Below are 23,822 nucleotides of genomic sequence, written 5' to 3'. Positions count from 1 at the left end.
AGATACACCAAGACTAAAGAGGCGACAATGTTCAATCCGCTTACAGATGTTATTTTTAAATTAATTTGTCAAAATCAATCTTTAAAAGTACACACTATTGCCGCCGCTCTGATGGAACAACAGCAACTACCTCGCCTTGATGAAGATGAAAATAAAAATCTCTTCAAGCGCAACTTTCTGATCATGAATGCCCTGTACCAACTTCAGCAAGAAGTATTCGCTGAGGGTCAATACCTGCATGTTGAAGCGCTCAATGTTTATCTAGCTCCACGACTAGGTGAACATCAATTAGCATTAGATGATCCGCTCAGAAGCTACTATTTAGATTGGCAACACTATGAAACCAGCAGTGAAGAAGTGAGTGCTCTGTTGGATAACTTTTGGCAGCGCTTTGCATTCAATGGCGCTCGCCAGCGAATTAATATCAAGGCTGACGAATTAAACGCGATTAAAACACGCTGGCGACTGCCTAACGGATATGATCGCAGGATGTTAAGTCAATGTTGGAGAAAACTGGCCCTGACTCATCACCCAGATAAATCAGGTGATGAGGAGACTTTCAAACGCTTAATGAACGAGTATGAGATACTTAAGCAGACCTTAAGCACGTAGGGCTTTATAGCGCTTATTTTTAATTTTGCTATTGTTAAGCTTTCGTAGTGCAGGCTTAACTGCCTCGCGTTTTACAGCTACGAAGGTTTGTACATCATATATATTGATTTTACCAATTTGTTTAAAGTTAATGCCCTCTTCACCTGTCAAGCTGCCGACGATATCTCCTTTGCGAAGCTTTTGTTGCTTTCCACCTTCAATCATGAGGGTCACCATATTCGACTTATAGGCTGGTTTTTCGAGCAGTGAATGGCCCGGCAACGTGCCATGTTTTAGCTCTTGACCATATATTTCCGCCAACTGTTTTATTTTGAAGGCTTCTTTTTCTCCATAAAGAGATACTGCGATACCTTTGTGCTCACCCCGGCCCGTACGACCAACACGGTGAATATGCGTCTGTGGCTCAAGCGCCAAATGATAGTTAACCACAAGCTCAACTTCCTCAACGTCGAGCCCTCGAGCGGCCACGTCAGTGGCAACCAAAATATTGGCACTCTTATTAGCAAAGGTGAGCAATGACCACTCACGCTCACCTTGATCTAAATCGCCATGTAACTCGACACAAGCAAGTCCGGTTTGGCGTAATTCTTCGAATAGTCGCTTAGTCTCAGCTTTGGTATTACAAAAAACGATACAGCTTTGCGGCTGGTGCTGCATTAACAGCACTCTCAGCGCGTTAAAGCGCATTTTATTGTTGTCTAACTTATAAAAGGTTTGCTTAATGCTGTGGTGTGCTTGTTCTTCTTTTGCTTCAACAAACTCTGGCTCACGCATATATTGCTTCGCCAGTTTCATGATCTTATCTGGGTAAGTCGCACTAAACATTAGTGTTTGTCGAACTTCAGGGACATACACTAAAATGCTTTCTAGCGTTTCAGTAAAGCCCATATCCAGCATCTGATCAGCTTCGTCGAATACCACAGTCTGCGTTTCAGTTAGCATGAGTGAGCCATTAAAAACATGCTCTTCAACTCGACCAGGTGTACCAACAACAATATGCGCACCGTGTTGCAACGCCCGTGTTTGAGGTTCAATTGGCGTTCCTCCGCAGAGTGTTTGCACTTTGACGTTACCAATTAAAGCTGCAATTTTTCTGATCTCTTGTGCGACTTGATCAGCCAACTCTCTCGTTGGACATAACACCAAAGCCTGAACCTCATTGCACTCGGGCTGCAACTTATTCAGCAGCGCAAGTGAAAACACCAGTGTTTTACCAGATCCGGTTTTCCCTTTCACGACTAAATCTCGTCCAGTCAGCGCCGGCGCTAAACTCACAGACTGTACTGCTGTTGGCACCATGTAGTTAAGATCTACAAGGCGCTGAGCAAGCGCTTGGTTTAGAGGTAATTGAGAAAATGAAGTGATCGACACAGTGCTTTCCTATTCGCTATCTTAATCGCGTATTTTATACCAAATGTGTAAATTCGCTAACCGCTTTACTCTATTATTCCAAGATAAAGCGCCCCTAGATTGTGGATGAATTATCCTCATCGCAATACACGGACTTACATCACAATTTATGCTTTAATCTCTCGGTAACTCCATTTTTACCAAGGATTATCATGAAGTTTAAATCACTATTGGCATTTGGTTTATTAAGCGCAGGTTTGAGTACAGCACTGCAAGCCGAAGAATTTACTACACAACAATTAGAACAAGTTAAACAAGTTAGAGAAGCCGCAAGCCACAGCAACCTAAGTTGGCAACTACTAGAATCCCTCACCACAGAAGTAGGCCCACGCTTACCAGGTACCGAAAATGATAAAAAAGCGGTAGCTTGGGCAAAGAAACAATTTGAGCAACTGGGCTTTGACAAAGTCTGGCTTGAGGAAGCGACCTTTCCTGAATGGCGCCGCTACCATGAGTCTGCAAAAATCCTGATACCGAGCGAACAACCGCTACACCTTACAGCGCTCGGTAACAGTGTCAGCACACCAAAAGATGGCTTAAGTGGCGAAGTCGTGTTGTTTGAGACCCTCGATGAGCTGATTGCTTCGCCAGACAATAGCTTAAAAGGTAAAATAGCTTTTATTAATTACCGCATGAACCGCGATATTGATGGTAATGGCTATGGACCGGCAGTAAGAGCTCGTAATAGCGGCGCCGTAGAAGCGGCTAAAAAAGGCGCTATCGCCTATATGATGCGCTCAGTCAGCACCAGCCACCACCGCTTCGCGCACACTGGCGGCAGTCACTATAAAGCGGGAGTGACAAAAATCCCGTCCACTGCAGTTGCGAACCCAGATGCGGATCAGCTAGCACGCCTTATCAACTCTGGTCATGCCGTTAAAGTCGCGCTAAATATTCAAACTGAGGACTTAGGTGAAGGAACCAGTTATAACGTCATCGGTGAATTCACGGGTACTGAGTTTCCAGAGCAATATGTCTTGATTGGTGGTCACTTAGACTCTTGGGATCTGGGTACTGGTGCACTCGATGATGGTGCTGGTGTTGCATTAACGATGGCGGCAGCTAAGCATATTGCCGATGTAAAACGCCCTAAACGTAGTGTCCGCGTAGTCCTATTTGCAGCAGAAGAACTCGGTCTTTGGGGAGCAAAAGCTTATTTTAAAAAGCATCAGGCAGAATTAGACCGCATCGTAGCCGCATCCGAGTCCGATTTTGGTGCAGATGTAGTGTATGCGTTTGAATCAAACGTAAATGCCGCTTCCTTACCGGTTGTGCGTGAGATTGCAAAGCAATTGGCACCACTTGGCGTTACTTATATTGGCAAGAATAGCGCACATGGTGGTCCTGACTTAATTCCGCTGAAAAATGCTACATCAGCGCCAATCTTCGCTTTACACCAAGATGGAACCGATTATTTTGATTATCACCACACAGCTGATGACACGCTTGATAAAGTCGATCCAGAAAAACTAAAGCAAAATACCGCGGCATACGCCGTATTTGCCTTAATGGCAGCCGATGCCAAAACGAAAATGGCAGGGAAATAAAATCTTACACTTATGGGGACAAGTACACTTGTCCCCTACACTCAAGTTGCCTACCTTAGACATACCCACACCTAACTAACTAATAGAATATGGAAATCAAAAGCGTATTTTTTTCGTTTTACGACACAATATTCAACTTCATCAGTAAATATAAAGTTGCCGTGTCGGCACTAATTGTGGTCACTATTGCATTTTACTTTTATAACCAGCATCAACAACAAATCGCTAGTTATCAAACATACTTAGCATCCCCACAAATCGATGACCTGATTATTTTTGACGCTGGCAAGAACACTGGGCAAGTTTATGATCCTGCTTTTCAGATATTACAAATTACTGAGCTGACAGATGACAACATTGAAGTGAAGGAAAGTGCCTACACTTATCGAACAATGCGTAACATCACCCGAGATATCCGTGTCAGCATGCTAATGACCGATCATTATTTTAAGCCACAAAGGCTGACGCTAGAAAAAGACAATCTATTAGACTTACTTGACGATGAAACCATAGTCTCCGTATACAGGCCTGTAGGGATCCATGTACTCGGCGGCGTTGTTAGACAAAGATTTAAAAAGCCGAAGCCACTATATAATGGACCTAAGATCTCTGCACAGAACCAAGAAGCAATTCACGCTTACAGCCAAGGAAACTTTGAAGAAGCAAAAACGGGATTTGCAGCAGCAGCTAAAACCGGCAACCCTTGGGCACAATATAACTATGGGACAATGCTTCGCGACGGTGAAGGCGGTGCAAAAGACATTAAAAAAGCGATCCACTGGCTTAAACTTGCCGCAGAGCAAGGTAATCATAAAGCACAGACAGCTCTGGCTAAGTTATGCCAAGACCACCCCTGTTAACTGTGACTTTGCTTGTGATACTGCACAGTCAAAACGTTTGCTTCAAACTCTTGTTGTGCCACCGGTTTAGAATGAAAATAGCCTTGTGTCATATCACACAGTAAATTCTTTAAAAACATGCATTGTGCGGGGGTTTCAACCCCTTCTGCAATGACCCTTAAGTTCAATTTATGCGCCATCAATATAATCGCACTGACGAGCGCTTTATCTTCTTCATCTTCGGGTAAATCACGAATAAAGGTTCTATCAATTTTCAATTTAGAAAGCGGGAAGCGCTTGAGATAACTCAACGACGAATATCCAGTACCGAAGTCGTCAATCGCCAGTTCTACACCAATTTCTCTTAATGCTTTTAATTGTGACAATATTTTGTCTGAGTTTTCAACTAGTACTGACTCTGTGATTTCCAATGTCAGATATTTAGCTTCTAGTCTGGTGTCTTTAAGTACTTTTCTTACTAATGCAACCATATCTTGGCGTTTAAACTGGATACTAGAAACGTTAACTGCAATAAATAAGGGTCTACCGTAGTTGTCTTGCCAAGCTTTAACTTGAGAACAAGCGTGATACAGCACCCATTCTCCAATGGGTAAGATAAGCCCTAGTTCTTCGCAAACGGGAATAAATTGCTCTGGAGAAACATGGCCTAGCAACTCACTTTTCCATCTTAACAACACCTCGCAGCCAACGAGGTCGCCTCTACCAAGCTGTGAAAAAATAGGTTGGTACACCAGTGATAATTCTCGATTAGACAGCGCTTTGTGCAAGGCACTTTCTAACACGCTACGCGCTTTGGCATGTTGATGCATCGCTGAAGTATAGAATTGAAAACAGTCGCGACCATGCTCCTTCGCTTTATACATTGCACTATCGGCATTACGTAGCAAGATTTTTCGATCGGTGCCGTCATCTGGGTAAAGCGTGATCCCCATACTACCGGATACATAAGCTTCGTGCCCTTCCAAATGAAAAGGGTTGGCTAGTGCACGTAAAATCTTAGTCGCAACCTGCTCTAAATCACTGATAGAACTTATATCTTGTAGCAATAACGCGAACTCATCCCCACCTAATCTTGCAACGGTATCAGAACTGCGCACGCACTCATTAATACGGTTTGCAGCTTCTTTGAGTAGTAGATCACCAATATGATGTCCAAGCGTGTCATTCACTGCTTTAAAGCGGTCAAGATCGATAAAACAAATTGCAAAGCGCTCTTCTAGCTGAGCTGCTCGTTTTAACGCTAAATCAAATTTAACGTGATAATGATGGCGGTTTGCAAGACCTGTCAAACTATCAAAGTTGGCTTGCTGCCACATCAACTGTTCGTTACGTTTTCTCGAGGTAATATCACTGAATAACGCAACATACATATCAATTTCCCGAGCATCGTTAAATACTGCAGATACTTGCAGCCAACTCGGATAAATTTCACCATTTTTGCGCTTGTTCCAAATCTCTCCCTCCCAATGGCCTTTGTTAACCAAGTCATCATATAACGCGTTGAAAAAGCGCTCATCGTGACGTCCAGAGTTCAGGATTGATGGAGTCTCCCCTATCACTTCATCCATGCCAAAGCCTGTAATTTCGCTAAATGCACGATTTACCATTTGGATTTGATTATGTTTGTCGGAGACCAACACACCTTCAGAGGTTGTCGAAAATACCGTACTTGCCAAGCGCTGTTCTCTTTCGTTCTCAAGCTCTTCCGTAATATCTTGAATAACATAGATAAAACCCAGTTTTGCTTGTGTTTCACTTACCACCGGGGCACAAGAAACCCGCACATTGCGATAACCAAAACGCGCATCAAGTTGGCACTCAAGCGTTCCTTCCGTTAGCAGCTTTTCACTATCAAGCACATCAAATAAGGTATAAATAGATTTTGATTTTAACGCTTCTAAACTATCAAAATCCTTTAACACTGAGCCATTAGCGGCTTCAATGTGATGAGTTTCATCCGTAAACACCAGATATGCTTTAATACCATCAAAAATGGCACTGAGCTTCGCACCTTGGTCTTGTGCTCGCTGATTGGAGCGCCTTAGCCTGACCAAAACGGTCATCAATACCGCCATCGATAGAATAAGCACAGCAATTACCGCAGTTAACAAAATGACCTGTACCATATTGGCTTGCTTGATTTTTTCAGTCTGCAGCATGACCTGTTGTTCAAGATTGGCTTGGTAATGCCAAAGATCTTGCTGTAGCTTACGCTGCTCACTCATATCTTGAATGATAGAAAGTAACCTTGGTTTACCATCGCTATCTTCAAACGGCGTTGAGTGAACACTCACTGTTTTAGTACTACCGTCTGCAGTTTGATGTTGGAAGATAAAATAATTGCGGCCTTCATTTAATGCCGCTTGACGCTCATTGGCAACCTGCTCGGCGGTAAATAAGTTGATATCTTGAATGACTTTTGATTCTAGTACCGCCTCGCTATAACCATAGAATGCGGCAGCAGTCTTATTGGCATCCAAAATTTTTCCAGACGTGGGCTCGATGATCAACATCACCGCGCTATGATTAGAAAAAGTATAATATGGTAACTCGTTAGCTGGTGCTGAAATACAAAACAGCAACAGCAGCCCCCCGAGCAATTTTGACATCAACTTCAAACTCAGACCCCTCAGGATATCGTTTTATGCAACCGCGGCGACTATAGCGCAAAGGGTATGTGAGCTACATCGAAAGTCGATTTTTGCTTGTTTCATATCAAAACAACTCAACACACACATCTTTTTATAACAATTTATACACTTGCTCCGGCGTACTGACAAGCCAATACGCTCTGAAAGTGTAGTCTATTTCGCAATAGTGTAGACGCAAAAGTGAGTCACTAAACCTTTTCACCATCCCATCCGTACAGCTAGGAAAAATATGCCTAGTTGATATACTAGGCCAAACTCAACTCACAGTGCGCCGATGAAATACCAAGACTTACGAGATTTTATAGCCCAGCTTGAAAAACAAGGAGAACTTGTTCGCGTCAAGCAGCCCATTTCCACCAAACTAGAAATGACTGAAATTGCAGACCGAACGCTGCGAGCAGGTGGACCCGCTATCCTATTTGAAAACCCTGTTGGTTATGACATTCCGGTACTGGCTAACCTCTTTGGCACACCAAAGCGCGTCGCAATGGGGATGGGACAAAGCGATGTCAGTGAACTAAGAGAAGTCGGCAAGTTACTCGCTTTTTTAAAAGAACCCGATCCACCGAAGGGAATTAAAGAAGCCATTGGCCAGCTACCGGTATTCAAACAAGTGTTGAATATGCCAGCCAAAGAAGTGAAAAAAGCCCCATGTCAGGAAGTTGTACTGAGCGATAATGAGGTTGATCTCACTAAACTACCTATTCAACATTGCTGGCCTGGTGATGCCGCACCTTTAATTACATGGGGGTTAACGGTAACCAAAGGTCCTTATAAAAAGCGTCAGAACCTAGGGATTTATCGTCAACAGCTATTGGGTAAAAACAAAATTATTATGCGCTGGCTATCACATCGTGGCGGTGCGCTTGATTTTCAGGAGTGGTGCAAAGAGCACCCCGGCGAACCGTATCCGGTATCTGTTGCACTTGGCGCTGATCCCGCGACGATTTTAGGTGCGGTAACCCCAGTTCCAGATACGCTAAGCGAATACGCATTTGCAGGTCTACTGCGTGGTAGTAAGACGCAGGTTGTTAAATCAATTTCAAACGAACTGCAAGTACCAGCGAGTGCCGAAATCGTCTTAGAAGGATATATTCAACCGGGCGAGCTCGCGCCAGAAGGCCCATATGGCGATCACACCGGCTACTACAATGAAGTTGACGACTTCCCTGTAATGACTGTCACTCATATGACACATCGCAAAGATCCTATTTATCACAGCACTTATACGGGCCGCCCGCCTGATGAGCCAGCTATTCTTGGTGTTGCGCTCAACGAAGTATTCGTGCCGATTTTACAAAAGCAATTTCCGGAAATCGTCGATTTTTACCTTCCACCAGAAGGCTGCTCATACCGCATGGCGGTCGTCACCATGAAAAAGCAGTATCCGGGTCATGCTAAACGCGTGATGATGGGCGTATGGTCTTTCCTTAGACAATTTATGTACACCAAGTTTGTCATTGTTTGTGATGATGATGTAAATGCTCGCGACTGGAATGATGTGATTTGGGCGATAACAACACGTATGGATCCCGCAAGAGACACCACCTTAGTTGAAAGCACGCCTATTGATTATCTCGATTTTGCTTCCCCTGTGTCCGGACTTGGTTCTAAAATGGGTATGGACGCAACCAACAAGTGGCCGGGTGAGACCGACCGTGAATGGGGCGAGCCTATCGTTATGGATCCCAAGGTTAAACAACACGTTGACGAAATTTGGGATACCCTAGGGATCACCATCAAATGACATATATCATCTAACATTGTGCACTCAGCTATGCTAGAGTGCACAGACTTTAGCCACGTGCTTAATAAAGGTAACACATGCAAGTATTAGCAGCAGAGGTTGTCTCAATTACACCTCTTACGGAATTTGTTCACAAAGTTATATTAAAACCTGAAGAAGCGGTGCAATTCGAAGCCGGCCAGTATCTGCAATTGGTACTTGGTGAAAAAGACAAACGTGCTTTCTCGATTGCCAGCAGCCCTTCAAAAACAGAGCAGTTAGAGTTACATATCGGTGCTTCTGGCGCAGACTCTTATGCCATGCAATCACTAGATCACCTACGTAACGCTTTTGATACAAAGCAAACCGTTGCATTAGAAGTTGGTCTTGGCGTATCTCAGATCCGTGTTGATCAAGCGCGTCCACTAGTTCTACTTGCCGGCGGCACTGGGTTTTCTTATGTCAAATCTATGGCCGATCACTTGGCTGAAACAGGTTACGACCAACCTGTTTTATTTTATTGGGGTGTAAAAGAAGAATCTGCGCTATATGCAAAAGCGGAGATGGAAGCTTGGGCCGCCTCAAATAAACACTTTCAGTTTATTCCTGTGGTAGAAAATGCCAGTGAAGCATGGCAAGGCCATCGCGGCTTCGTTCATCAGGCTGTGATGAAAGATATCGTTTCTTTAGAACCGTACAGTATTTATATGGCTGGCCGCTTTGACATGATAGGTATCGTGCGTGATGACTTTATCAATCATGGTGCTGAGCGCGACTTTATGTACGCCGACGCTTTTGCGTTTATTAAGTAACCTGAGCTGCGGATAATTAATGCCTTTCTAGCAGCCAGTTTTAGCGCTAACTGCGTTGAATTCACTTCCAATAGCCAGCTATTGGTGCGTAAATTCGCCTTATTTTCCCTAAAACTCTCTGGCTAGACAAGGAAAAAACTAAGTTGTGCTTTAGAAACAATGAGTTGGAACATTCCTTATCCAAACCTCAGGTTAAGTAACTTAAGCCAAGTTATTTAATAGCAGTTTATCCAATGTGTGGCTGGCCTTTAGTCACACATTGAAAAAACAGAATAAACCAATCAAAATAATCCATTTTACCAAAGCAGTCTCACCCGCTACTCTCATATTACACACAAACACCGCGAGAAATATGATGAGTAAACTCTATGTTCGTGACATCATGTCACCCGATTTCCCACAGTTAACCGCCGAGACCGAACTAACCGACGCGATTAGTTTGCTACAAAAGCATCATTTAATTGGTGCGCCAGTGATAGATGCACAGCGTCATCTTGTTGGATTTATTTCAGAGCAGCAGCTACTCAAGCCTTTGCTTAATTCCAGCTACTTTTGTGATGGTAAAGTACAGCTGAGAGACTTACTGGCTACGCCTGCCCTCAGTATCGAAGCTGCAACAACCGTTGTCGACCTTGCACAACGTATGCAGCAAAATAGTCCTAAGGTTTATCCCGTACTCAATGAAGGCAAAGTGATTGGAATTGTGACACGTAGCCAAGTCGTTGCGGCGCTAAAAGAGAGTTATCTTAGCTGTGCGGGGTGATCCCACACAGCAATTTCAGCCTACGCTTTCTTTGCAAGCAACGCTTTTTTATCAGCTTCGCTTAAAAAGGCAATCTCAACCGCATTGCGCTGCGCTTTATGGATATCACTCAAATCTAAACCTGCCGCCGCAGCTGCATGGCTATACTCGTTGTCCAACTCGATACCTTGAACCGCAGGGTCATCGGTATTGATGGTTGCCAATACACCATGATCTAAAAATGCTTTCAATGGATGCGTGGTTAAACTTTCGACAGTACTTGTTTGGATATTACTGGTTAGGCAAGACTCGATCCCGATACGATTATCACGTAAATAGTCCATCAGAGCTGGGTCATGGATTGCTTTAACTCCGTGACCGATACGTGTTGCACCAAGTTCTTTAATGGCTTGCCAGATACTTACCGCGCCCTCAGCTTCGCCAGCATGTACCGTCACACCAAGGTAAGCATCGCGAACCTGCTTATAATGTTCAATAAACAGCTCGCCCGGGAAGCCCAGCTCGTCACCCGCGAGGTCAATCGCAACCAACTGCTCTTTAAAGGCAAGTAGCGCGTCTAGCTCATATTGGCATTTCTCAACACCAAATGTGCGTGACATAATCCCGATCAGGTTAACCTTAATGTCTTGGCCTTTAACTGCACTTTGTACACCGTCGACTACGGCTTCAACAACGCCCTGCGGGTGTAGATTATGGGTTTTTGCCATGTAGTAAGGGCTAAACCTTAGCTCAGTGTAATCAATACCTTGTGCAACTGCGTCGGCAACATTTTCAATCGCAATGCGGCGACAAGCATCGTAGTCACCTAGTACCTTTACGCCCCAATCTAGTTTTTCAAGAAACGCCATTAGATTGGGTGCATTGTCCAACACTTGAACATGCGGGCGTAGACCTTCGAGATCCGTTGCTGGTAAATCCATATTAAACTGCTGGCCAAGTTCTAAAATCGTTGTAGCACGAACGTTACCATCTAAGTGGCGATGTAAATCTAATAGTGGGAGTGTGTTATTGATCATAAGAGACTCGATTTGCAGTTAAAATTTTTGGGATCATACGCACCTAAACTGAGATAGCAAGGACATATGTCAGAATTGAGTATAGCTAACTTTAATACAAAAAAGCCTGCACATTGCTGCGCAGGCTTTTCGTTACGATTTTGCGATTAAATACGCTTTCTCGTAGGTATGCATTTTTTCGTAGGCGAGCTGAGCTTGCTTACTCCAGCGCGCTTCCCAAGGGTTTGCGCTTAAAGAATCAAAGATCTTCGCAGCAAGTTCGTAATCCCCCTCAGCATTGCAAAGGCAAGCCAATGAGAACAGCAACTCCTTGTCATCTGGATGTTTTTTCAATTGCTGCTGCAGTGCTAACTTGAGTTCATTATTACTTTGCGTGCTGTGTTGCAGATAGTCGGCCAGCTGGTGATATTGACCTTGTTTGAGCAGCTTCTTGAGCTCACCCAGCACTTCCGCTATGCGCCCCTGTTGCAGCTTTACCTTATTAAGGGCTGGTATTGCATGCGCTTTTACTGCCTTAGGTAGCATATTAAACAAAGTGTCTGCTTGCTCTGGGGCTATCACAAACATGCGCTCGAACACACTCTGCCACTGTGTATCACTCCAGTTAAGCTTTTTATGCCACTTCGCGATTTGTGCAGCAGCCAGCTCGGGTTGCTTAGCCTGTAGGCAAGCAAAAATGTAACCGCTAAGCACCGCTGAAGTTGGTTTAGCCGCAGACATTTTATCATCAAGTAAAGCCAACGCCTGTTCACTATTATTTGCCTCTAACCATAGTGCCGCAAGCTGTCCTTGGTTGACATCCGATATTGCTTCTAGCTCCGTATTCGCTTTGACAATATCTCCTTGCTTTAACGCCGCTTTGGCTGCGATGGCACGCACATAGTCTTGGCGTTCATCCGGCTGCGGCGTTTTCGTCAACAAGGTTGCGGCTTGTTCCACTTCGCCGTTAATAAATAGCCACAAACTTTCGTTCCATGTTTGTTGCGCTTTTAGTTTACGCTTTCTGGAAAAATGACCTTTCGTATTGACTAGGCGATGCCACGACCAACGCACTACCTTACCCAACAACACGAAAGCGGTGATGGCAAGCAACAGCAAGGTAGTGAAAGACACTATGCTGCCTTCAATCGTGGTTTGATTGAAAGAGATCAACACATAGCCTTTCTCATCAATGAGCAAATGACTGGCGGCTAGCGCGATAAAAATAAGCGCGAAGGTGATGATTTTTGCCATCATTTTAGCCACCCTTTTACTGCTGCTGGGGTGACAAGTTCAATCGGTTCTTGGCGCTGAACTTCACTGCGGCTCAGCTTGTTTAAAGCCTGCTGCATCGCGCTCACAGACGCGTGTTGCGTATCAAAATAACGCGCCAGCGTGTCGGCTGCACTATCAAGCGCACTGAAGTAAATGCTCGCTTGTTGATCTATTAATGCAGTTTGTGCTTGGGTTAAATACGCACGCAGCTGCGTGCGTATAAGCAGCTGCTCGTTTTTATCTAGCAGTGGGTCTATCACCACTTCATCATGGTGACGTATGGTAATAAAGTCATCAACCAATCCCTGCCAAGAGCGCTTTAAGTTCGCTTGCCAATCATCAACCTGTTGCGATAGCGCAGCATCTTCACTCGCAGCCTTTTGCGGAATTTGCTTGGTTTTGATCGTTAGCGTATCAACTTGAGACAATAAACCATGAAGCTCAAAGTAAAGTGACTCCGTTTGTGGCTTAGGCAAGGCCTTCAAAGCCGCAATATCTTTCGCAATCGCCTGCTTAACAGCAGCCGTGTTGGACTCAGACTCTAAGCTCTCTTGCAAGCGCTGCAGGATAGCGATTGCGCCAAGATAATCTTGCTCTGCCGCAACCTTAAATGCAGCAAGGCGCTGTAAATACAATGCTTCAGAGGCCACTGCACCGCTTACTTGCTGCTGCGCCTTGGCAAGCGTCTGCGTTAGCTGGGTTTCCACATGTTGCTGCTGCTCAGCCAATCGCTTTGCGACATTGTCTTGCAGCGAATCAAGCACATTCTCTACTCGTTGAAGTTGCGACTTAGCGCCGCTCAGCTGCGTGTTTAATAGCTGATTTTCAGCGTTAATCGCTTGGTTAGCTAGCAACGCTTGTTGCAACTGTTGTTGCTGTTGCAAATAAACATAGCCAGCACCAGCGCCACTACCCAGCGCCACTAATAATGCAAGGAGCGCAACCTTACTCACACCAGCCTTCGCGTGATGTGGCGTTACGGTTTGCTCTGCTGCTTTTGCAGCTTGCTGGGTATTTGTATTCTTTGTTTGCGATTCAGACTGAGTCATTTTGCGCCCTTGCTGCTTGGTATAGTCGATGATACTCCCTGCGATGGCACGATTATCAGGGCCATGACATACCACAATTTGAGACTGTTCGATGTTATAGGATTGCTGTACATGCTCAGCAATACGTTGGCTCACAACAAAGAAAGTGCGCTGAGCCAACCAATCTTTACTTGCTGACGACTGCGTATTAAAAATCGCATCCGCTGCACTATTACTGGTAATGACTATACCTTCAATCTGCTGGCTTCGCCAGTGGTCTAACCAGCCATCTGCATTGTCTTTTACGGCAACGCGTTCATAAACCACTAGACTGTCAAGGATGGCCCCCCGCGCTTTTAAAGTTTGCGCAATGACGGGACGCCCGCCTTTCCCTTTGACCAACAATACACGCTTGCCCTCAACAGAGGACAGCTGCGGGAGTGCAAGCAAGCCTTCGGAATCAGGTTGTTTAGGGTATTTAGCCTTGATATTTAGGGTCTGCTGGATAGCATCGGCCGTGCCTTCGCCAACAGCAAAAGCTGCGCAATGTCCGGCTAATGGTACTTCTAATTGGTGAAAGTATCGCACCGCATCTGGCGAGACAAAAATAGCTAACTCGGCTTCGCTTATCATTGCTTTGGCGGTGTCACTCACCGCCACTTCGTTAAGCTGCAATACTGGGCAAATCACTGAGCGAATTTGCTGCTGTGTCAGTAACTCCGATAAAGGTTCTGATTTGCCAACGGGTCGAGTTAGCACAACTTTCATTTAAGCGTCCCTATAAACCTCAGCAAGAATTTTATCTGCACCTTGCGCAAGTAAGGATTCTGCCAATTGAATTCCAAGTTGCTCAGCCTCTGCAACCATACCTGAGCATTCGCCGCGCAAAATTTCGCTGCCATCGACAGCACCTACTAAACCGCGCAAGTGCACCTGATCGCCCGAGACTTCGGCGTAAGCACCGATTGGAACCTGACATCCTCCTTCCAAACGGCGGTTCATTGCCCGCTCGGCAAGTACACGAATACGTGTATCAGTGTGCTCCAGTGGTGCAAGGAATGCTTTAGTTTGAGCATCATCGCTACGACATTCAATGCCGACAGCGCCTTGGCCATTGGCCGGTAATGAATCTTCAGGTTCAATATAACTTGCGATTCTATCCACCATTTCTAACCGGATAAGTCCCGCCGCGGCCAAAATAATGGCATCAAACTCACCCGCATCTAGCTTGGCTAGGCGAGTATTCACATTACCACGTAAATCCTTAATGACTAAGTCCGGACGAGCCGCTCGAATTTGACATTGGCGACGCAAGCTTGATGTGCCAACCACAGCACCTTCAGGCAACTCTGCCAGTGAGGTATAAGTATTAGACACAAACGCGTCTCTTGGGTCTTCGCGTTCGCAAATAGTATGCAGCTCGAGCCCTTCTGGGAAATCAACAGGTACATCTTTCATTGAATGCACTGCAATATCTGCGCGCCCTTCTAACATGGCCTGCTCAAGCTCTTTGACGAACAACCCTTTACCGCCAATTTTTGCCAGTGGCGTATCTAAGATCTTGTCGCCTTTCGTCGACATCGGCACGAGCTCTACTTTTAGATTCGCATGGTGTTTTTCAAGCTCTGCCTTAACAAATTCGGCTTGCCATAGCGCCAAAGCACTTTTGCGCGTTGCAATACGTAATATGGAAACTTGTTCTGTCATGATTTGCCTTTCATTTATTGCAGCGTTATTGCCGCTGCAAATAGTTAACTATGTGGTGATGGCAGTCAGTCACATGCTGCCATACACAATACTGCGAGTAAGATTATTGCTGACTATTATCCACAATGCGGAACGTCTTTTGGGCAAGCAGTTGTCCAGACTGCGTCACCACCTCAACACGCCAATCTCCGGTTTGACTCGGCATGACGTTCTTACTTGAATAAGTACGATAGCGCGCAGCTTGGATAGGAAGCTCCACTTCTGCCATCAGCTCGTCTTGATGAAACCACAAATGCGACACCACTTGATCTTTAAGCGCGTGTACTTCAGTAAAAAAGTAAAGCTTGTCACTAAACTGAGTGGTCGCAATTACGTCTTTCAACACGTTCGTTGGTTCGCGGTCATCAATCATGGTAGTGAGTACAGCACGGCTGATAAATTGCGTGTCGATTTTTGCCCCTAGCGCGACACTGGCTATGCGCGCTTCAGCATCAAATTGATTTTTAGCTTCAGCCCTTGTTTCTGTTTCTGTTTCTGTTTCTGTTTCTGTTTCTGTTTCTGTTTCTGTTTCTGTTTCTGTTTCTGTTTCTGTTTCTGTTTCTGTTTCTGTTTCTGTTTCTTCAGAAGCTTGTTGCTGTTCTTGGTCTAGTGCAATGACTTGAGCGACCTCTATTGAGGTCGTCGCGGCACCAGTAGGGGTGAGTTCGGGCGTCGTTAAAACGGTATCAGGTGAGGTATCCGCACTTAGCTGCTCGCCCTCGCGCTCTTCATTAGAGTCTACTGATTCAGGAGAGTCATTCAGTGATGTATCGGTTTTTGCAATAGTGGCATGCATAGGTACTGCCACTTGGACATCATCTTCATCTGCGTTGACGTTATCCACGACACCATAAACACCCGCGGTTGCAATGCCAGCAAATGCTGCCGTTGCCATAAAAATGCGTTTCCAGTGCCATTGATAGGTCACCGCTGAGGGCTCTGAGGGTTGCTTACTCACCGACGTTTTTATGACAATCTTTTGTGACATTGCTTTGCTCCTGTATCTGTCACCAGTACCTTATACCACTTAATATTAATCGCTCAGTCTCGTAATTAACCAAGCGCGAATGGCTTTTAACTCTTCAAGACATACCTGATGCTCCATTGGGTAGTCTTGCCAACTCACTTCATAGCCTTGCTGTTGTAACGTGTTAAATGCGTGCTCACCTGCAAACATAGGCACGACAGGATCAGCACTGCCATGCGCCATAAAAATAGTAAGCTCGCTTTGCTGTGCTTCTGCGCTGAGCTTTTCAGGCACGCACATATAAGTTGATAGTGCCATGACACCAGCCAATTTAACAGTTAAACGCGGTGCAAGGTGGAGCGCAATCACGCCCCCTTGAGAAAATCCAGCTAGGATAATACGGTGAGCTGGAATACCTTTATCTAACTGTGCCTGAATTAACGCTTCAACCTGAGCTGATGAGTCTCGCACACCTTGTTCATCCGCTCTTTTATCCAGATCAAATGATTTAATGTCATACCATGCACGCATCACCATACCACCATTTATAGTGACCGGCTGCTCTGGTGCATGTGGAAAAATAAAGTGTGCACCCAATTCGTCAGGCAGATTTAACTCAGATGCAATGGGTAAAAAGCCGTTACCTGAATCGCCTAAGCCATGGAGCCAAATAATACTCGCTTTATGCTGTCCTTTGGCAGGATAATCTACAAACTCCAACATTAATCGTGCTGCCACTCTATTGCGATATTTGCCTGTTTAGTCGCCGCGTCGCTCATAAATTGCCAAAACTCAGCACCAGAACGATTATCAATCCACTGATCGCCACGCAACTCAAAGTGATGACCATTAAACTTAGTCGCCACCCAGACTTGGTGCAATGGTGCTTGTTTGTTGATAACAATTTTGCTCTTGTCAGGGAATATAATTTCTAGAATTCCCGATGCTGATTCGTAATCTAAATCAGCGTCACAATCATCGATCTGCTCTTCAATAGTCAACATTAGCGCATCGGCTAACTCATGATATTCACTTTCTGTCATCGTGATTTCCTCTTACTGACGCACTGCGGCATGGTGCCTAAGCTTAACTCGCTATTTGAGCAATTTGATGAAGACGAAATTTCAATAGCGAAAAGCTGCTTTTTTTATCAATTCTGTTACTCTGCGATTATAAAGGCACTGACACGAATTATCTAATGAAAGCGACACCTTATAAATTTAGCGTAACGGCACTTGTTTTTACTACTTTAATCGGATTATCGGGTTGCGGTCAAAGCGGTCCGCTTTATTTGCCTGAACAACAGGCTAAAAAATCAAACCAACCGAAAGCAGCACAAGCAAACCAGCCTGAAGCAGAGCAACAGGAGCGTTAAAATGGATTATTTCAATTATCAAGATGGCGAACTATTCGCTGAAGATGTCGCCATAACCACAATCGCCGAGCAATATGGCACTCCTTGCTATATCTACTCGAAGAAGACTTTAGCGCGGCATTATCACGCTTTTACGGATGCCGCAGCCGGTCATCCCCACTTAGTGTGCTACGCAGTAAAGGCGAATTCAAATATCGCCGTGCTGAACGTCTTGGCTCAGCTTGGTTCTGGTTTTGATATCGTGTCGAAAGGTGAACTTGCGCGAGTGCTAAAAGCAGGGGGAGATCCTCAAAAAGTCGTTTTTTCTGGTGTTGCGAAAACGGAAGATGAAATTGCGTTTGCGCTTGAGACTGGGATTAAATGCTTTAATGTTGAGTCGATTGCAGAGCTTCATCGGATCAGTGAAGTGGCAACCAGACTGGATAAAATTGCGCCAATTTCATTGCGTGTAAACCCAGATATCGATGCAAAAACTCACCCCTATATTTCAACCGGGTTAAAAGAGAACAAATTTGGTATTGATATCAAAGCCGCATTTGATGTTTACCAGCTCGCTTATGCCCTACCGGGTTTAAAAGTGGTTGGGATCGACTTTCATATCGGCTCTCAGTTGGTTGAGGTTAATCCATTTTTAGCGGCGTTAGATAAAGTGCTGGCTCTAATCTCTCAACTTGAAAAAGCGGGAATTTACTTGCATCACCTCGATATCGGTGGCGGTCTTGGCGTGCCTTATGACGGTGAAAAACCGCCGCATCCGAGTGCTTACGCTGCAGAGATTAAAGCGCGATTGGCGCAGTTCAATGATCTAGAACTCATTTTTGAGCCTGGTCGAGCGATTGCTGCCAATGCCGGTGTGCTGGTGACTAAAGTCGAATTTATTAAGCCAACCGAGCATAAGCATTTTGCCATTGTTGATGCTGGCATGAACGACATGTTACGACCATCGCTTTATCAGGCTTGGCAAAATATCGTACCAGTCACACCGCGAGACGACGTTGACGCGATAAATTACGACGTGGTTGGTCCAGTATGTGAAACGGGTGACTTTCTAGGTAAAGACCGAGTACTTAAAATTAAGGCTGGTGACTTATTAGTACAGCGCAGTGCAGGCGCGTATGGCTTTACCATGAGTTCAAATTATAACTCACGCCCCCGCTGTGCAGAGGTCATGGTTGATAACAATCAACACCATCTAATCCGCCAAAGAGAGCCGTTAGAATCTCTGTGGCAATTTGAGCAACTACTGCCACAATAATCGACTTGGATACATCCTAGGGGTGCAAAACAAGGCTTAATGCCAAGCAGCTTCCCTAGTCGAGGTATCCATGGCAAAGTATTAGTAAAGTGAGGCCATGGTTTTATACCAAAAGATAACCACTCTATGTTTATAAACTTTTCAAAAATGCATGGTTTAGGCAACGACTTTGTGGTGATAGATAATGTCACCCAAAATGTGTTTTTGTCTCGAGACCAAATTAAGAAGTTAGCAGATCGCCACTTTGGAATTGGCTTTGATCAGCTGTTGATGGTTGAAGCGCCTTATTCCCCGGACTTAGATTTTCATTATCGTATTTTCAATGCCGATGGTAACGAAGTTGAGCAGTGTGGTAACGGTGCTCGCTGTTTTGCTCGTTTTGTCCGCATGAAGGGCTTAACGAACAAACACAAGGTTTGTGTCTCTACAAAGGGCGGCAATATCACCCTTTATACCGAAAAAGACGGCCAAGTTACCGTGAATATGGGCAAACCAAATTTTAACCCACAAGCCATTCCGTTTCGTGCAAACAAACAAGAAAACACCTATATTTTAAGAGCCGACGAACATACGGTGTTTTGTAGCGCGGTTTCTATGGGCAATCCTCATGGCGTGATTATTGTCGATAGTGTAGAAACCGCTGAGGTAGCTACACTTGGACCACTCCTTGAACACCATGAACGTTTCCCACAAAAGGCCAATATTGGCTTTATGGAAGTAGTTTCTCGTGAATACGTTAAGCTACGTGTTTGGGAGCGCGGCGCTGGCGAAACGCTTGCCTGTGGCACAGGAGCATGTGCTGCCGTAGTTGCAGGCATAATGCAAGGCAAGTTAGAAGAAACCGTTAGGGTCGACCTACCAGGTGGCAGTCTTCAAGTGCGTTGGGGCGGTCAAGGTCAAGTAGTGAAAATGACCGGACCGGCGGAGCATGTTTTTGATGGGCAAATCGCAATATGACCATAAAAGAAGCAAATTCGACTGAACAATTAGTCATTGAGTACCTGCGCAAGCATCCTGATTTTTTGCTCAGGCACCCTTATGTGCTATTGGATTTGCAGCTACACCACCAGCAGCAAGGGCTTCCAAACCTTGCTTTGCACCAACAGCGGATGCTCCGCGATGAAGTCAACTCACTACAGCAGCAGATCAAAGACATGGTCCATTATGCAAAAGCCAACGAGCTGGTTTTCAAGCAATTGAGTGAATGCCAATTGGCTATCATGCGTTGTACTGAGTTGAGTGCAATCAATCATACGTTAGCACAGCGCTTTGAGGACCACCCGGACATCCAAGCATGTAAACTCATCAACATCGATGATACGCTTTTGGAACTCGTGTCAGCTAAACTGAGCAGTAACAACTGCTACTTAGGACGACTCAGTCAGTCACAAGCTGAACTCTTGTTTGCCGATATTGAAGTAGGATCGGTAGCACTTTACCGCGTTGATGCGTCAGACAAAGGTCGCTTTATTCTGGCTTTTGCCAGCCGCTCACCAGAACACTTTTCGCCACAGCATGACAATATGTTGATCACGGCTTTTATTCAAACATTATCGCTTAAGCTCGAAGCGCTGGCATGAGCCTAACACCACTATCGGAAGATTGGACGCAACCAGTAACCGCCTTTATGGCACACTTGCGCCACGAAAAGCACTACTCAGAACATACACTAACCCAATACAACACTCAGCTTATTCAAGCAGCGCAGTATTTTTGTGACCACGCCTCTTCTTGGCTAGAAGTCAGTGGCGAGCAAATTCGCCGCTACAGCATGAAGCTTCGCGGTCAAAATTACAGCCCAAGAACCATCAACCTTAAGCTCAGTTGTATTCGGAGCTTATATAAATTTCTCAAGCTCAAGTCACAATCGCAACAGGCAGTCGTCAATCCCGCGCAAGGGATCCGAGGGCCTAAGTTTCAAAAGCCACTCCCAAAGAACCTTGATGTTGACCAAATGGGACAACTTCTGGAAATTCAGGCAGATGATGCGCTTGCCATTCGTGATAAGGCCATGATGGAATTAATGTACTCTAGTGGTTTGCGATTAAGCGAGTTGATTGGCGCAAACCTATTGGATGTCAAAGACGGTGAAATACGCGTGCTTGGTAAAGGCGGCAAGGAGCGTGTTGTGCCTGTCGGTGGTAAAGCGCTAAACGCACTAGCTGATTGGCTCAAAATAAGGCCGCAATTTGCAACATTGGAAGAACCCGCGCTTTTTGTGAGCAAATTAAAGCGCCGGATCAGTCCTCGCCATGTCCGCGCAAGAATGAAAGAATGGGGTTTGAAACAAGGGGTTAGTACACCTATTCACCCCCATAAACTGAGGCACTCGTTCGCCAGCCACATGCTAGAATCCAGCGGTGACTTGCGCGCGGTACAAGAGATGCTTGGACATGCCAGCTTATCAGCCACTCAGGTCTACACCCATTTAGATTTTCAACATTTAGCAAAAGTGTATGATAGCGCTCACCCAAGAGCGAAAAAGCAAAAAGACGAGTAACAATGAGATTCAATAAGCCCATTTCAGACATTGCCGCCATCAGTTTTGATTTAGACGATACACTATACGACAACAGGCCTATTATCATTGCGGCCGTTAACGCCATGACAGCGCACCTGGATACTATTCCCGAGTGGCAAGCGAAAGGGCGATCATTCTGGTCTCAATGTCGAAACGAAACGCTCAAACAAAACAGTGCGCTTGCAGAAGATGTGACAAAGTGGCGTCAAGTGGCACTTGAATGGGGCTTCACGGCACTGGGCTTTGATACCGCAACAAGTAGACAGCACGCACTACGTGCCTACCAAGCCTTTGCCGATGCCCGCAGTAATATCACGGTCAGCGACGCCGTCATCAGCCTGCTTGCTCAGTTACGCAGTCAATATCACATTATTGCTATCACTAATGGTAATGTCGAGATAGATAAATTTAATCTTCGCGATAGTTTTGACTTAGTGCTTCGCGCCGGAATTGATGGCCGCGCCAAGCCTCACCCTGAGCTTTATCAGCTTGCCTGTCAACATTTTAACCTTAAACCACATCAACTTTTACATGTCGGCGATAGCTTGGATACCGATGTACAAGGAGCGCACCGTGCTGGCTGCCCTAGTGTTTGGCTTCGCAACCACTTTACACCATACCAGTACAAAGGATTAGCCAATGTGGAAATCGATGACATACAAATGTTAAAAAAGATGATGTAATGTTTCCTTTCATGCGGTTGCATTCGGTGCTTGAATAACGTACTAATATTGACTTCCAAAAAACGATAATAATGGAAGTGAAATATGTCATCACAGGACACAACAAGTGATACAGGCTTTTTTGGTCATCCAAAAGGCCTGCAAACTCTGTTTCTCACCGAGATGTGGGAACGAATGAGTTATTATGGCATGCGCGCCATGTTAGTACTTTTCATGACAGCCACCTTACAGCAAGAAGGCCTTGGCTTCACCGTTGCCTCCGCCGCCGCAATATATGGCCTCTACACTGGTTCGGTTTATTTCTTAGGTCTACCGGGAGGTTGGATAGCAGACCGTTTATTAGGTGGTCAACGCGCGGTTTGGTACGGTGGTATCATCATCATGTGCGGCCACATCATTCTTGCCATCCCAAGTCAATTTTCCTTTTTTGTTGGTCTTATCTTTGTTGCCAGTGGCACCGGTTTATTAAAACCCAATATTAGCGCTATGGTTGGCCAGCTTTATACCGATGAAGATAACCGCCGTGACAGCGGCTACGCGATTTACTATATGGGGATTAACCTAGGGTCAGTGATCGGCTACGCGGTATGTGGCTACTTTATGGAAAATGTTGGTTGGCACTGGGCCTTTGGTGCAGCCGCGGTAGGCATGGCAATCGGCTTAGTCAATTATCGCCTAACAGACAAACACATCGCTACCGTTGGCTATGCGCCAACTAACCCAATGACGGGGAGTCAAAGTGCTAAAGCTTGGAGTGCGATTGTTTTAGTCATTACGGCTATTGCAGCAATAACGGCAGCGGCGTTTGCAGGTGTTTTTGTGATTAACCCAGTAGAACTCGCCAAATATGTCGCGATTGCTTTTACTGTCACATTCTTTTTGTATTACGGTTATATCTACTTTGGCGGTAATCTTGATGCCGATGAAAAGCGTCGGATGTGGGCACTCTTTTTGGTTTGCGTTGCTTCCACTTGTTTTTGGTCTGGTTTTGAACAAGCGGGCTCATCGCTTAATCTATTTGCCCGCGATTACACTGACAGATTAGTCGGCAGTTTTAGTATTCCAACCGCTTGGTTCCAATCAGCCAACGCTTTCTTCATTATCGTGTTATCTCCTTTCTTTGCTGCGCTATGGATTAACTTGGCTAAGCGCATGATCACGCCAACCTATAGCGTGAAATGTGCGATTGGTCTGATCATCATGGCGAGCGGATTTATTGTGATGTTTTTCGCTTCCCAATATGCAGCTCAAGGCCTACAAGTAGCACCGATGTGGTTGATCACCACTTACTTTTTGCACACCGTGGGTGAGCTTTGCTTAAGTCCTGTGGCATTAAGCGCAGTAAGTAAGTTATCTCCCAAACGTTTTGCAGGGCAAATGATGGGGGTTTTCGTACTGACTTACTCCATTGGTAATATCTTCTCGGGTCTACTCGCTGGTAGCTTTGATCCTAATAATATCGAAGACTTGCCCAACCTTTATCTGCAAATTGCATTATTTACGATCGGTATTGGTGTATTTGTCGGTGTGCTTGGTCTTAAAACCAAGCATTGGGAAAAACAATCTGAAAAGCCACTGACAGAACAAACGGCTTAA

The 23,822-nt window shown here is 45.2% G+C and carries 22 protein-coding genes; 13 read left to right on the top strand and 9 right to left on the bottom strand.

From position 1 onward, the window contains the following. Positions 1-27 precede the first annotated feature (27 nt). Complete coding sequence (locus PNC201_RS00480; protein ID WP_010604244.1) at positions 28-612, top strand: DNA-J related domain-containing protein; 585 nt, start codon at positions 28-30, stop codon at positions 610-612. Here the strand turns inward: PNC201_RS00480 and dbpA are convergent. Further along, entirely contained in the window at positions 601-1,983 is a 1,383-nt protein-coding gene (dbpA, locus tag PNC201_RS00475) for an ATP-dependent RNA helicase DbpA (RefSeq protein WP_102055843.1), read from the bottom strand. The genes PNC201_RS00480 and dbpA overlap by 12 nt on opposite strands. A gap of 191 nt (positions 1,984-2,174) precedes the next feature. Between dbpA and PNC201_RS00470 the strand changes: the two genes are divergently transcribed. Both PNC201_RS00470 and PNC201_RS00465 read left to right on the top strand, forming a co-directional pair. Further along, the gene (locus tag PNC201_RS00470) at positions 2,175-3,569 is read left to right on the top strand and encodes a M20/M25/M40 family metallo-hydrolase (RefSeq protein ID WP_102055842.1); all 1,395 of its coding nucleotides are present in this window, start codon (positions 2,175-2,177) and stop codon (positions 3,567-3,569) included. A gap of 89 nt (positions 3,570-3,658) precedes the next feature. Next, positions 3,659-4,429, top strand: a complete 771-nt coding sequence (locus PNC201_RS00465; protein ID WP_102055841.1) for a tetratricopeptide repeat protein — start codon at positions 3,659-3,661, stop codon at positions 4,427-4,429. Here the strand turns inward: PNC201_RS00465 and PNC201_RS00460 are convergent. Continuing rightward, the gene (locus PNC201_RS00460) at positions 4,426-7,038 is read right to left on the bottom strand and encodes a sensor domain-containing protein (protein WP_102055840.1); all 2,613 of its coding nucleotides are present in this window, start codon (positions 7,036-7,038) and stop codon (positions 4,426-4,428) included. The genes PNC201_RS00465 and PNC201_RS00460 overlap by 4 nt on opposite strands. 316 nt (positions 7,039-7,354) lie before the next feature. On the opposite strand from PNC201_RS00460, the gene ubiD reads away from it, so the two are divergent. The 3 genes from ubiD to PNC201_RS00445 all read left to right on the top strand — a co-directional run bounded on the left by ubiD (position 7,355) and on the right by PNC201_RS00445 (position 10,381). Continuing rightward, the gene (gene ubiD / locus PNC201_RS00455) at positions 7,355-8,827 is read left to right on the top strand and encodes a 4-hydroxy-3-polyprenylbenzoate decarboxylase (protein WP_102055839.1); all 1,473 of its coding nucleotides are present in this window, start codon (positions 7,355-7,357) and stop codon (positions 8,825-8,827) included. A gap of 77 nt (positions 8,828-8,904) precedes the next feature. Next, positions 8,905-9,618: an NAD(P)H-flavin reductase gene (gene fre, locus PNC201_RS00450; RefSeq protein ID WP_010604238.1), complete on the top strand. Its 714-nt coding sequence runs from the start codon at positions 8,905-8,907 to the stop codon at positions 9,616-9,618. Between the two features lie 352 nt (positions 9,619-9,970). Beyond that, entirely contained in the window at positions 9,971-10,381 is a 411-nt protein-coding gene (locus PNC201_RS00445) for a CBS domain-containing protein (RefSeq protein WP_370599214.1), read from the top strand. A 20-nt stretch (positions 10,382-10,401) separates the two neighbouring features. On the opposite strand, the gene add is transcribed toward PNC201_RS00445, so the two are convergent. From add to cyaY, 7 genes are all read right to left on the bottom strand, one after another. After that, positions 10,402-11,397 carry an adenosine deaminase gene (add, locus tag PNC201_RS00440; RefSeq protein ID WP_039491021.1) on the bottom strand — a complete coding sequence of 332 codons (996 nt, stop codon included), beginning with the start codon at positions 11,395-11,397 and terminating at the stop codon, positions 10,402-10,404. Positions 11,398-11,529: 132 nt separating this feature from the next. Beyond that, a complete protein-coding gene (locus tag PNC201_RS00435) occupies positions 11,530-12,633 on the bottom strand; it encodes a heme biosynthesis HemY N-terminal domain-containing protein (RefSeq protein WP_102055838.1) in 1,104 nt (367 codons plus the stop codon). Further along, positions 12,630-14,447 (bottom strand): uroporphyrinogen-III C-methyltransferase, encoded by a 1,818-nt coding sequence (locus PNC201_RS00430; protein WP_102055837.1) that lies wholly within the window; start codon positions 14,445-14,447, stop codon positions 12,630-12,632. The genes PNC201_RS00435 and PNC201_RS00430 overlap by 4 nt, the downstream gene beginning before the upstream one ends. Beyond that, a complete protein-coding gene (hemC, locus tag PNC201_RS00425; RefSeq protein ID WP_102055836.1) occupies positions 14,448-15,386 on the bottom strand; it encodes a hydroxymethylbilane synthase in 939 nt (312 codons plus the stop codon). It lies immediately after the preceding gene. A 103-nt stretch (positions 15,387-15,489) separates the two neighbouring features. After that, positions 15,490-16,413: a DUF2914 domain-containing protein gene (locus tag PNC201_RS00420; protein ID WP_102055835.1), complete on the bottom strand. Its 924-nt coding sequence runs from the start codon at positions 16,411-16,413 to the stop codon at positions 15,490-15,492. A gap of 45 nt (positions 16,414-16,458) precedes the next feature. Further along, the gene (locus tag PNC201_RS00415; protein ID WP_102055834.1) at positions 16,459-17,115 is read right to left on the bottom strand and encodes an alpha/beta hydrolase; all 657 of its coding nucleotides are present in this window, start codon (positions 17,113-17,115) and stop codon (positions 16,459-16,461) included. Continuing rightward, positions 17,115-17,435, bottom strand: coding sequence for an iron donor protein CyaY (gene cyaY, locus PNC201_RS00410; protein WP_010378141.1), 321 nt, complete (start codon positions 17,433-17,435; stop codon positions 17,115-17,117). The genes PNC201_RS00415 and cyaY overlap by 1 nt, the downstream gene beginning before the upstream one ends. Before the next feature lie 155 nt (positions 17,436-17,590). On the opposite strand from cyaY, the gene lptM reads away from it, so the two are divergent. The 7 genes from lptM (at position 17,591) to PNC201_RS00375 (ending at position 23,822) form a co-directional block, all read left to right on the top strand. Next, positions 17,591-17,767 (top strand): LPS translocon maturation chaperone LptM, encoded by a 177-nt coding sequence (gene lptM / locus PNC201_RS00405; RefSeq protein ID WP_010604229.1) that lies wholly within the window; start codon positions 17,591-17,593, stop codon positions 17,765-17,767. Between the two features lies 1 nt (position 17,768). Continuing rightward, positions 17,769-19,022 (top strand): diaminopimelate decarboxylase, encoded by a 1,254-nt coding sequence (lysA, locus tag PNC201_RS00400; protein WP_102055833.1) that lies wholly within the window; start codon positions 17,769-17,771, stop codon positions 19,020-19,022. 126 nt (positions 19,023-19,148) lie between these two features. Further along, positions 19,149-19,979: a diaminopimelate epimerase gene (gene dapF, locus PNC201_RS00395; RefSeq protein WP_039491011.1), complete on the top strand. Its 831-nt coding sequence runs from the start codon at positions 19,149-19,151 to the stop codon at positions 19,977-19,979. Next, a complete protein-coding gene (locus PNC201_RS00390) occupies positions 19,976-20,602 on the top strand; it encodes a DUF484 family protein (protein ID WP_039491010.1) in 627 nt (208 codons plus the stop codon). Before dapF ends, PNC201_RS00390 begins: the two co-directional genes overlap by 4 nt. Next, a complete protein-coding gene (locus PNC201_RS00385) occupies positions 20,599-21,522 on the top strand; it encodes a tyrosine recombinase XerC (protein ID WP_102055832.1) in 924 nt (307 codons plus the stop codon). The genes PNC201_RS00390 and PNC201_RS00385 overlap by 4 nt, the downstream gene beginning before the upstream one ends. A 2-nt stretch (positions 21,523-21,524) precedes the next feature. Then, the gene (locus tag PNC201_RS00380) at positions 21,525-22,226 is read left to right on the top strand and encodes an HAD-IA family hydrolase (protein WP_102055831.1); all 702 of its coding nucleotides are present in this window, start codon (positions 21,525-21,527) and stop codon (positions 22,224-22,226) included. 84 nt (positions 22,227-22,310) lie between these two features. Further along, positions 22,311-23,822: a peptide MFS transporter gene (locus tag PNC201_RS00375; protein ID WP_102055830.1), complete on the top strand. Its 1,512-nt coding sequence runs from the start codon at positions 22,311-22,313 to the stop codon at positions 23,820-23,822.

The organism is Pseudoalteromonas sp. NC201 (assembly GCF_002850255.1).
Lineage (GTDB): Bacteria > Pseudomonadota > Gammaproteobacteria > Enterobacterales > Alteromonadaceae > Pseudoalteromonas.
Note: the sequence above shows the minus strand (reverse complement) of the source record. Positions and strands in the feature narration are given on the sequence as shown.